The sequence below is a fragment of the Actinomadura darangshiensis genome (assembly GCF_004349235.1).
In the GTDB taxonomy this organism is placed as follows: domain Bacteria; phylum Actinomycetota; class Actinomycetes; order Streptosporangiales; family Streptosporangiaceae; genus Spirillospora; species Spirillospora darangshiensis.
On the sequence record NZ_SMKY01000309.1, the window covers coordinates 1 to 10,424 of the forward strand.

6 protein-coding genes are annotated in these 10,424 nt (G+C 75.4%); 1 reads left to right on the top strand and 5 read right to left on the bottom strand.

Annotated elements, in window-relative coordinates; genetic code table 11:
- The 5 genes from E1293_RS39185 to E1293_RS39205 all read right to left on the bottom strand — a co-directional run.
- The coding region (locus E1293_RS39185; RefSeq protein ID WP_132203902.1) for a hypothetical protein at positions 1-1,681 on the bottom strand (1,681 nt) is incomplete at its 3' end.
- On the bottom strand, positions 1,678-2,835 hold the full coding sequence (locus E1293_RS39190; protein WP_207939356.1) for a VWA domain-containing protein: 1,158 nt from the start codon (positions 2,833-2,835) through the stop codon (positions 1,678-1,680). The genes E1293_RS39185 and E1293_RS39190, both read right to left, overlap by 4 nt.
- Complete coding sequence (locus tag E1293_RS39195; RefSeq protein ID WP_207939357.1) at positions 2,832-5,174, bottom strand: DUF5682 family protein; 2,343 nt, start codon at positions 5,172-5,174, stop codon at positions 2,832-2,834. The genes E1293_RS39190 and E1293_RS39195 overlap by 4 nt, the downstream gene beginning before the upstream one ends.
- Positions 5,174-6,355 (bottom strand): ATP-binding protein, encoded by a 1,182-nt coding sequence (locus E1293_RS39200; RefSeq protein ID WP_132203904.1) that lies wholly within the window; start codon positions 6,353-6,355, stop codon positions 5,174-5,176. The genes E1293_RS39195 and E1293_RS39200 overlap by 1 nt, the downstream gene beginning before the upstream one ends.
- Positions 6,352-9,645 carry a DUF4132 domain-containing protein gene (locus tag E1293_RS39205; RefSeq protein ID WP_132203906.1) on the bottom strand — a complete coding sequence of 1,098 codons (3,294 nt, stop codon included), beginning with the start codon at positions 9,643-9,645 and terminating at the stop codon, positions 6,352-6,354. The genes E1293_RS39200 and E1293_RS39205 overlap by 4 nt, the downstream gene beginning before the upstream one ends.
- Positions 9,646-9,694: 49 nt before the next feature.
- On the opposite strand from E1293_RS39205, the gene E1293_RS39210 reads away from it, so the two are divergent.
- The coding region (locus E1293_RS39210) for a serine/threonine-protein kinase (protein ID WP_132203908.1) at positions 9,695-10,424 on the top strand (730 nt) is incomplete at its 3' end.

A 10,424-nucleotide genomic window follows, 5' to 3' on the forward strand; every position in this document is an offset into this window, starting at 1 on the left:
GGGCCGGGGCGTCCAGGGCGGCGGTGCCGTCGCCGGCGGCCAGGTCGGGCACGACGACGCCGCCGGCGGTCTGGACGGCCAAGGGGTCGATGAGCAGGCCGCCGCCGTCCCGGCGGATGGTGCCGGAGATGAAGCGGGGCGCCGCGGCCAGGGCGTCGGCCAGGGCGTCCAGGGCGGCCGGGCGGTGCGGGCTGTAGTCGGCGGAGACGACGGCCCGGGTGCCGGCGGCGTCGGCGACGACCGCTTCGAGGCGCTGCGCGCCCGGGTGGTAGCCGATGTCGCGGACTTCGGCGATCTCGATGACGCGGGCCAGTTCGGCCTGGACGCGGGGGCGGACGAGGCGGGGCGGCAGCGCGTCCAGGGCCCGGGCCTCCGACTCCAGGTCGCGGACGAGGAGTGCGGCGGGCAGGCCGTCCCAGGCGTCGCCCAGCGGAGTGACGGTCGTCTTGGCGATCCGGCCGGACGCCACGCGGACGAGGCGTCCCGCGCTTCGGGTGGCGCTCTCGGAGACGACGTTCGCGGCGGCGAGGGCACTCAAGGGCGAGCCGAGGATCCTGCGTCCGGCGAGGTCGGCGCCCGTCAGGGTCTCCCCGGGCGGGACGTCCCAGCGGCGTTTCAGGACGAGCACGATCCCGGTGCCGGTGTGCGCCAGGTAGATGTCGGCGGTGCGCGATTCAGGGGTGCCCGCGACGCGGCAGCCCAGGGCGGCGAGGCGGACGCGCCGCAGCGGGGTGTCCGCGGACTCGTTCGTGCCGAGCACCTGGGAGCGGCCGCCGGTCCCGGCGGCGCGGTGGCGGGCGTGGACCTCGGCGACCAGTTCCGCGTTGCGGGCCGGGTCGTGGTCGGCGCGGCGGCCGTGGTAGGCGGCGAGCTGCGCGGCCAGGTCGTCCAGGGCGGCGGCGGGCCAGTGCAGGCCCGCGGCCGAAAGGTCCGCGGCGGTGCGGCCCAGCGCGGTGGCGAGGACCGGCCCCGCGTGCATGGCGCCCTCAAGGAGCACCTGGCCGGCGAGGTCGAGCGCGGTGTCCAGCGCGGTGTCGGGCCCCCCGCCCGCCGTCCCGGCCGAGCCGCCGCCACCGACGTCGAGGCGGATGTCCTCGCCCGTCAGCCCGCGTTCGTCCGCGGCGCGGAACGCCCAGACGGCGAGCACGGTGACCTCGCCGCGGACGGCCGCCACGGCGTCGGTGTGGACGTAGCCCAGCTCGTCCGGCACGAGGAAGCGCACGGTGCAGGTCTGCAGCTCGACCTGCGCCACCGCGTCCTCGGCGGTCGGGCGGCGGATCTTCGCCGAGTAGCCCGCGCGGAGCGTCCGGCGGGCGGCGGTGATGGCGCGCTGCCCGAGGACGCGGGCGAGCGCGTCGTCGCCGAACGTCCCCGGTGACCAGGCGGTCTCGGGGGCGGCCGGTTCGGCGCCGGTCCGCTGGTAGGCGAGGACGAGGCAGATCCGGTGGCGGCAGGTGCCGGTCGCCGCGCACGAGCAGGTCGCGGCCTCCAGGCCGGCGCCGGCGGGGAGGGACGTCTTCGTGCCGTCCGGGAAGGCGCCGTCCACGTCACCGTCCGGGGAGACGGTGACGTCGGGCCCGTTGCCGGCGTCGAGGTCCTTGGCGGCGCGTTTCACGAGGCCGCGGTTGGCGAGGGCGGCGAGCGCGTCCGGGGTGAGGGAGAGCAGGTCGCTCCGGGTCATCGGCCGATCCGTTCCGCGACGAACTCGGCGAGCTGCCCAGGTGTCATGGCACCCGCGTGCGCGCCGACGTCGGCGAGGCGCTGCGCCATCTCCCGGTCGTAGGACGGGTTGGCCGCCTCGTCGAGCGCGGCCAGCGCGAGCACCTGGGTGCCCTGCTCGACGAGCCGCCGCACCTCCCGGACGAGCCGGTACGCGTCCCCGCCCTCGTAGAAGTCGCTGATGACCGCGACGATGGCGCGGCGCGGGTTGTCCACCAGCCCGGCGCCGTAGCCGACGGCCCGCGCGATGTCGGTGCCGCCGCCGAGCTGGACCTTCATCAGCAGCTCGGCGGGGTCGGTGACGTCGGACGTCAGGTCGACCACGGAGGTGTCGAACGCGACGAGGTGCGTCTTCAGGCCCGGCAGCCCCCACAGGCACGCGGCGGTGACGGCGGCGTGGATGACGGACCCGACCATCGAGCCGGACTGGTCGACCAGCAGGATCATCTGCCACTGCTCGACGTGCCGCCGCGTCCGGGACACGAACCGCGGGTTCTCGATGTAGAGGCGGCGCTCGTCCGGCCGGTAGTGCGCGAGGTTGGCGCGGATCGTGCGGTGGAAGTCGAAGTTGCGGGAGTTCTTGATCCGGCTGGACCGCCGCGAGCGGGTGCCGTGGAACGCATGCCTGACCTCCGTGGCGAGCCGCTCCATCAGCTGCCGAACGACGGCCTCCACGATCCGCCGGGCCAGCGCGAGGACCTCCGGGTTCATCAGGTGCTTGGTGCGCAGGACGGCCCGCAGCAGCGCCTCGTCCGGCTCGATCCGCTCCAGCACGGCCGGGTCGGTGACGACCTCGTGGATCTCATAGCGTTCGACGGCGTCGCGTTCGAGCCGCTCGATCGTCTCCTTGGGGAACAGCCGGTGCACGGCGTCGAGCCAGTCGACGGTGGTGAGCTGGGACGGCCCGTCGCCGCCGCGCCGGTCGTCCGGCCGGTCGCCCTTGCCGCCGCCGGGCGCGCCGCGCCGCACCCCGCGCCTGCCGAGGTCGGGGTCGCGCCCGTACAGCCAGTCGAGCGCCGCGTCTCGTTCGGCGGCCCCGCCGCCGAGCCCGCCCATGCAGGACTCGGCGGGCGTGCCGAGGACCAGCCGCCAGCGTTCCAGATCGGGTGGGATCACGACTCCTCCGTGTTGTCTGCGAGTGGCCGGCCTCCCTCGCCCCCCGGTTCGCTGCGCTCATCCAGGAGAAGACCGGCGGACGAGAGAGCCTGGTCGACGCGGGCCTCCAGTGCGCGGGCCTCGGCGGTGAGCAGCGGCGCGTCCGGGGTGCGGAGCAGCGCGCGGGCGGAGCCCTGCAGGCCGCGCCGGTCCAGCAGCCCCTGCGCGATCGACTCGCGTTCGCGGGGCGGGAAGAACTCGAACGCCTGCCGCAGCGCGGGCAGCGCCACCAGGAAGTCTTCGTCGCTCAGCGCGCCGACCAGCTCGTCGAGCACGCCGAGCACGGACGCGTCCGGGTCGAGGACCTCCTGCCTGGCCAGCGCGAACAGCCCGGCGAGCCAGTCGCCGAACGTCTGCGGGCCGGCGGCGCCCCGCACCGCGCGAGCCGGGTCGGAGGTGTCGCCGAGGGCCCGGCCCAGCCCGAACGCGGCGCCGCGCAGGTCGGGAGGGGCGCCGGGTTCGGCGGCGACGCGGAGGGCGACGCCGAGCGCCGCGTCGCGGTCGAGCCGGAGCGGGCCGGCGGCGTGCAGGAGCGCGTCGCGGGTCGCGGCGACGGCGCGGAGCCGCTGCAGGTCGGCGGGCGCGGGTCCGCCGCGGACGCCCTCGGCCAGCCACAGGACGCGGGTGACGCACTCGGCGATGACCGTCCCGAACAGCGGGCTGCGGGCCGTCCCGAGGACGCGGTCGTGCCGCCACAGCCCGAGGACGGCCGCCAGCGCGGCGCCGAGCGCGCCGATGTCGGACGCGCCCGCGATCCCGGCGGCGATCGACTCGGCGATCCGGTCGGACTGGCCCGCGCATCCGCACAGCGCCGCGTCGAACAGCACGTCCGCGAGCCGCTCCATGTCGGTGCCCGCGCCGTTCATGCGCTCGTCCAGGACGGCCGCGGCGGCGTCCTCGAGGGTCGGCCCGTACGCGCCCGCCTCGATGAGCGCGGACAGCCGGTGCCCGCCGTGGTCGGACCCGTCCAGCACCCAGCGCTCCTCCAGCACCGGGTCGGCGCCCGTCGCGGGGCCCGAGTCGCGCTCGATGCCCGGGATCCGCAGGACGCGCAGCCGGTGCAGCGCCCTGCTGCGCTCCAGCCCGCGCGGGGTCGTCAGCTTGAGGGCCACCGGCCCGTCGCGGTCGAGCCGGAGGCGTTCCAGCTCGGCCGCGGCGTGGTCGACGAGCGGCGGCGCGGGCGTGTCGGGGTGCAGCCGGCCGACCCGGTTCCCGCTCAGCGCGGCGACCATCTCGACGACGGCCGGGTGCGCGCCGGGGGCGAGCGGGCCGCGGGACGTCCACGGGAGCCGTTGGTCCAGGTCGTCGTTCACCAGCGCGGACACCAGGCCGTCCAGCAGGTCGGTGCGGGCGGGCGCCGGGTGGCCGCGCAGCCGGGTGAGGCCCTCGGTGAGGGTGCGGGCCGCGATCAGGTCGGCGGTCGAGACGACCTGCTTCCGCTCGCGCAGCCGCCCCACGACCGTCTCGATGAGGGCGCCGGCGGCCGATTCGGGGCCGTCCTCCCAGACCCGCCGGTAGTACTCGGGCGACGGCATGCCCGACTGGTAGCCGGTGAACGCGTCCAGGCGCCGGAACGAGTACGGGACGAGGAAGCTGCCGCCCGTGGCGTCCTCCGGCGGCTCCGGCACCCCGGGCCAGCCCGTGCCGCCGGACGCACCGTCTCTCGACGCGGTCAGGGCTTCGAGCGCCGGCTTGTGGAAGCCCCCGGTCACCACCACGACGGGACGGTCACCGGCGTCGGCCGCGGCCGCCCGGACCCACTCCGCCATGTAGGACTCGCGGGCCGTGTCGTCCTCCCCCGCCTCCGCCTCGCCCCGCAGCAGGGCGAAGTAGGCGTCGAGCCGCTCCGCCGCGCCGCCTGTGTCGATCTCGAAGAGGTGGTCCCAGAGGATGTCGGTGTTGTCGACGGCGAACTCGCGGCACAGCCGCTCGGTCACCTCCGTGTAGCGGCGTTCGGCGTCGGCGTACCGGTTGCTGCGGCCGGCGAACGCGGGATGCCACGCGGGCAGGTCGATGAACCTCAGCTCGGCGCCGGCCGCCCGCCCCTCGTTGAGCGCGACCCACTCCGGCGAGTACCCGCAGAACGGCGACCAGGAGGAGTGCACGCGTTCCGCGTCCCGGTAGTAGCTGTAGACCGCGACGGGCGGCTCGTGGCCGAGGAGCAGCTCGTCCACCCGTCCGCCGAAGTCGGCGGGCCCCTCCACCAGCACGTACGCGGGACGCAGCCGCCGGACCGTGTCCCGGACGAGCCGCGCGCACGCCGGGCTGTGGTGCCGGACGCCGATGAACGTGACGGCCATCAGCCGGGCAGCAGGTGCCGGGCGGCGTGCAGCGCCTTCCACTGCTCGCCGCCGCGCCGCGGGGCCTGCTGCTCCAGGTAGCGGCGCAGCCGGGCGAGGTCCTCGGGGCTGTCCTTGGCGGCGGTCCCGGCGAGGCACTCGACGATGTCGGCGGCGCCGCCCGCCTCACCGCGCAGGAACCAGCCGCGCACCCCGACCTGGTGGGCGACGGACACGGCCTCGGCCGTGCTCATCACCGCCGACAGCCGGTCCATCGACCGGCCGTCCTCGGTGGCGGCGTTGCGCAGCTCCCGGAACGCGGTGACCAGCACTTCGAGGACGTCCCGGCGCGGCGCCGCCCGGACGCCGCTGTGCTCCAGCAGCCGCGCCGCCTCCTGCTCGACGAGGTCCAGCTCGGTCGCGAAGTCGGCGATCGGGAACACGGTCTCGAAGTTGAACCGCCGCTTCAGCGCCGCGCTCATCTCGTTGACGCCCCGGTCGCGGGTGTTCGCGGTCGCGATGACGTTGAACCCGTCGCGCGCGAACACCATCGCGTCCGTGCTCTGCCCGGTGCGGGGGGACGACCCCCCACGCCCCCCGGCAACCGCGCTCTGTCCCGTGTGGGGGGACGACCCCCCACGCCCCCTGGCAACTGCACCGGAGAGTTCCGGGATCGCCAGGACGCGATCGGACAGCGGCGACAGCAGCGCGTCCTGCACCTCCAGCGGGCAGCGGGTGATCTCCTCGAACCGGACGACCTTCCCCTCCGCCATCCCTGTCAGCAGCGGCGCCGGGACGAGCGACCGCGTGGACGGCCCCTCCGACACCAGCAGCGCGTAGTTCCACGAGTACTTGATCTGGTCCTCGGTCGTCGCCGCGCCGCCCTGGATCGTCAGCGTGGACGCGCCGCTCACCGCCGCCGCGATCAGCTCCGACAGCAGCGACTTCGCCGTCCCCGGCTCCCCGACGAGCATCAGCCCGCGGCTCGTCGCGAGGGTGACCAGGGCCCGGTCGATGAGGGAGGTGTCGCCGACGAACTTGCGGCGGACGCCGAGCGCGTCGTCCCCGACGATGAACCGCCGCGCGGCCGTCAGGCTCAGCGCCCAGCCGGGCGGCACCGGCCCGGAGTCGTCCGCGCGGAGCCGCTCCAGCTCGGCGGCGAACCGGACCTCGGCGGGCGGGCGCTGGTAGTCATCGCTCATTTTTCGGCGGCCTCTTCGAGGGTGGTCAGGTCGGCGAGGATCTCGGACGCCATGACGTCGTCCAGCTCGCCGAACGTCAGCGGGGTTCCCTTGCGGGGCCGGAAGTCGCCCGGCTCGGTCGCGAACCAGACGTAGTCGAGGACCTGGTGGTCGCCGGTGGCGTCGACGGCGCCGACCGAGATGCCGGGATCGAGGTCGATCACGACGTGGCGGCCGTCGGCGACGCGGCGGGAGATCCACCGCTCGCCGCCCGCGTCCTGCGGCGCGCCGCGCTCCCAGCCCAGCTTGACCAGCCCGAGGACCTTCCCGAACGGGACCTCCAGTTTCTCGAACCGCTCCAGCCGGCCGCTGCTCCGCTCGTCCTCGGTCAGGGCGTGGACGGGACGGGCGAGCTGAGCGAACGGCTGCACGATCTCGTAGTCGGCGAACACCTCGGACCAGGCGTCCACGTCGAGCTGCAGCGGGTGGGCGATGCCGACGCGGGCCGACTCCGGGAGGGTGAACGCGTCATCGGCGGCGTCGGCGAGCGTCCTGTCCTCGGCGATGCGGAAGGCGGTCGCCTTGTCGCCGTCCTCCGACAGCCAGACCAGGCGGCGGGCGATGTGCCAGACGAGCGGGTGCCGGACGATGAACTCGCCGAACTCGGCGGACGTCCAGCGGCGCTGCGTCACCATCGCCTGCTCCAGGCGGCGGAGCTGGTCGGCGGCTACGGTCCGCACGTCCTTCTTGAGCCCGGCGAAGGTCTTGTAGGCGGCCGGTGCGAGGGCCTGGTCGTCCTTGGCTCCGGGCTTGGGGAGGGCCTTGCGCTGCTTGCCGTCCTCGTCCGCGACGAACGGCTTGAGCTGCTCGTCGAACCGGACGGTGAATCGGCGCGGCCCGTAGTCGAGGACCATGCCGCCCTCGGCGTCCAGGCCGAAATCGGGGACGAGCCGGTCGGCGAGCTGACCGGTGGTCAGGCCGAGCCGCTCCGCGACCTGCCGGATCCGCTCCTGCGCCTCCGCCTGCAAGCCCTTGAACTTCACCTTCTGGGCGATCCCGTGCAGGTGCATCAGGGCCACGTCGGAGCCGATCTCGGCGAGCACGCCGAGGCCGTTGACCGCGTTCTTGTGCCCGCCCTCGCCCGGCCACGCCCGCATGACCGGGGTCAGGCGCCGGACGGTCTCGTCGTCGCCGGTCCGGCCGAGCTGCCGCAGCGCCCAGGCGTCCTTGGCCGGCTTGCCGGCGTCGAGCCACTGCTGGAACAGCGCCCAGCCGAACCCGGCGATCGTGTCCGGCTCGCAGACCCGCCGCAACTCGTCCATCTCGTGGGGGGTCGTGAGGGTGAGCAGGTCGATCAGGTGGCCGGTCGCGTCAAGGGGCAGGGCGCGTTCCCCGCCGCGCAGCAGGACCTGCGGCAGTGCGGCGAGCTCCACCCAGCCGCCGGCCTTCGCGGGCCGGTCGAGCCCCGACCAGGCCGGTGACATGGACAGCAGCTCCGCGACCGCGGTCGCGGGCTCGTCCCCGTGTGCGCGGCCGGCGGCGACGACGCCGTCGAGACCGTGCGCGCCCTGGAGGTGGCGGAGCGCGGTCTCGGCGTACCGCCGCTCCCCGTCCTTCGCGCCGAGGGCCGCCGGGACGAGCAGCGGCACCGCGTCGGTCCCGTGCCGGTCGAACCACTCGCGGGCGGGCGCGCCGAACTTCCCGCCCTTGCTCAGCCATTCCGCCATCAGCATCGCGACGCCGGCGTCCAGGTACGGCATCAGCGGTTCCGAGGCGCTCTCCAGGAACGCCTTGGACGCCCCGACCGCGACGGGCAGCGCGTCCATTCCGTAGCGGGCCACGAGAGACGGCAGCCACGGGTGCCGGTACTGGCGGCCGTAGCCGCGGAAGCCGCGGAGGAGGGGCCGGATCAGCTCCTCCGGCCCGTACACCAGGAGCGACACAGGACCGGTCTTGTGGGTTCCCGTCTTGTAGCCCTCGACGAGCATCTCCCAGTCGGTGCTGTCGGGCGCGGCGGTCTTCGGGTCGACGTCGAGCCACGCCTGCCGTTCACCGTCCCGCCACGCGAGCCTCGGCTCCGGGACGTCCAGGCCGCCCACGATGGGACGCCGGGGCCGCAGCCACGGCGGGTCGGTGAGCACGGCGGGCAGGTCTTCCGGTGCCGCGGCCGGGGCGCGGGTGGACGCGGCGGCGACGCGCTCGACGGCCGCGGCGACATCGTCCGGCAGACCCGGCAGCACCGCGGCGACCAGTTCGGGGTTGGCCTCGACGTGGTTCGCGAGCATCTCGTGCGCGCCCGCCCGCGCGAGCAGCCGCAGCGCCCGGACCGGGAACCGCCGGGCCGCCTCGCCGAGCGCGGCCCGCACGTGCTTGCGGTCCAACCGGTCGAGGAGGGCTTGGAACGCCTCGTCGGTCGGCAGGACGGCGACCGTCTCGTAGATGCGCTTGCGGTCGTCCGACTCCAGGTTGCCCGTGTCGGCCTGGCCGAGCAGGAACGGGAGCGCGTCAGGGCCGATGCCGTCCACCATCGTGGCGAGCAGCGCCCGGGTGGCCTGGCCCCAGAGGAGGCCGCGCGCCGGGAACGGCGCGGCGAGCTGGTCCGCCTTCCCGAGTGCCGAGAGCACGAGGGGACTGAGGTCGTGGCGCCGCGACTGCGGGCCGGCGGCGGCGCAGCATTCGTCCACCCAGTCCTCCCGCGCCGGGACCAGATAGGACACGAGCCAGCGGGCGCCCCAGCCGGACCTGTGCCCGGCCAGCCGGGCGACCGCTTCGGCGTAGTCGGATTCCGAGGCGGCGGCCAGCAGCCCGCGGACGCGCCGCGCCTCCTCCAGCGACACCCCGACCGACTCGTCCAGTGTGCGGACGGCGCCGACCCACGTGCCGCGCCACCCGCCGCCGCCCTTGCGGGTGGCGCCCGTGCGGCTCAGTTCGACCAGCGCGCACGCCGCGAACGCGAGGCCGTGCTCGGTGATCCACGCGTCGGCGAACGCGCGGTGCACCCTGTCCTGCCGGTTCGGTCCGCCGCTTCCCATCGCGGTGACGGCGGCGATGGCGGCCGCGCCGGCCGGATCGGCCTCCCCGTCCAGGTGCCGGCGCGCGGCCTCGGCGAGCGCCGGCTCGCCGGTCCCGCCCTCCAGCAGCGCGTCGACCGCCCCGGTCGTCTCCTCGACGAACCGCCGGACGGCACCGGGCGCCGACGCGTCCACCTTCTTGATCTTGGGGCCGGGCGCACCGCCGCGCCGCGCGTGCAGCGAGCGCCGCCACGCGTCCGGGAGGGCCAGGACGTCCTCGTCCGGGAGGTGATCTTCCATGTCGCCCAACCGTAGAGGAGCGCGCCGACATATCCGTAGGATCCGGTGAATGGTCGACGCGGGGGACGTCCTGGATTGGCGGCGCGGCGACGTCGTCCTCGATCTTTACGAGGTTCTCGACGTGGTCGCGAGCGGCGGCATGGGCCTGGTCTACCGGGTGCGGCACCGCGGCTGGGACACCGACCTCGCGATGAAGGTGCCCCGCCCCGAGCTGGTCGGATCGGAGCAGGGGCTGCGCGGTTTCGAGGCCGAGGCGGAGACCTGGGTCGGGCTCGGCCTGCACCCGCACACGGTGAGCTGCGCGTACGTGCGCCGGCTCGGCCCGCTGCCCGGCGTGTTCGCCGAGTGGGTCGCCGGCGGCAGCCTCGCCGACGCCATCGAGGACCGCCGCCTCCACGACCCGGACCCGGGGCGCGCCGTGGGCCGGATCATCGACGTGGCGATCCAGTTCGCGTGGGGGCTTGACCACGCGCACCGCAGCGGGCTCGTCCACCAGGACGTCAAGCCCGCCAACGTGATGCTCACGCGGGACGGCACGGTCAAGGTGACCGACTTCGGGCTGGCGAAGGCGCGCGTCCGGGCGGGCGAGGACGGCGTCCCGCGGCCCGACGCCGACCCGCTGGTCAGCTTCGCCGGGCTGACCCCGGCGTACTGCTCGCCCGAGCAGGCGCGGGCCGCGGCGGGCGGCCGGACGCCGATCACCCGCGCGACCGACGTGTGGTCGTGGGCGCTCAGCGTGCTGTCGATGTTCACCGGCGGCCCGCCGGTCCGGTCGGGGG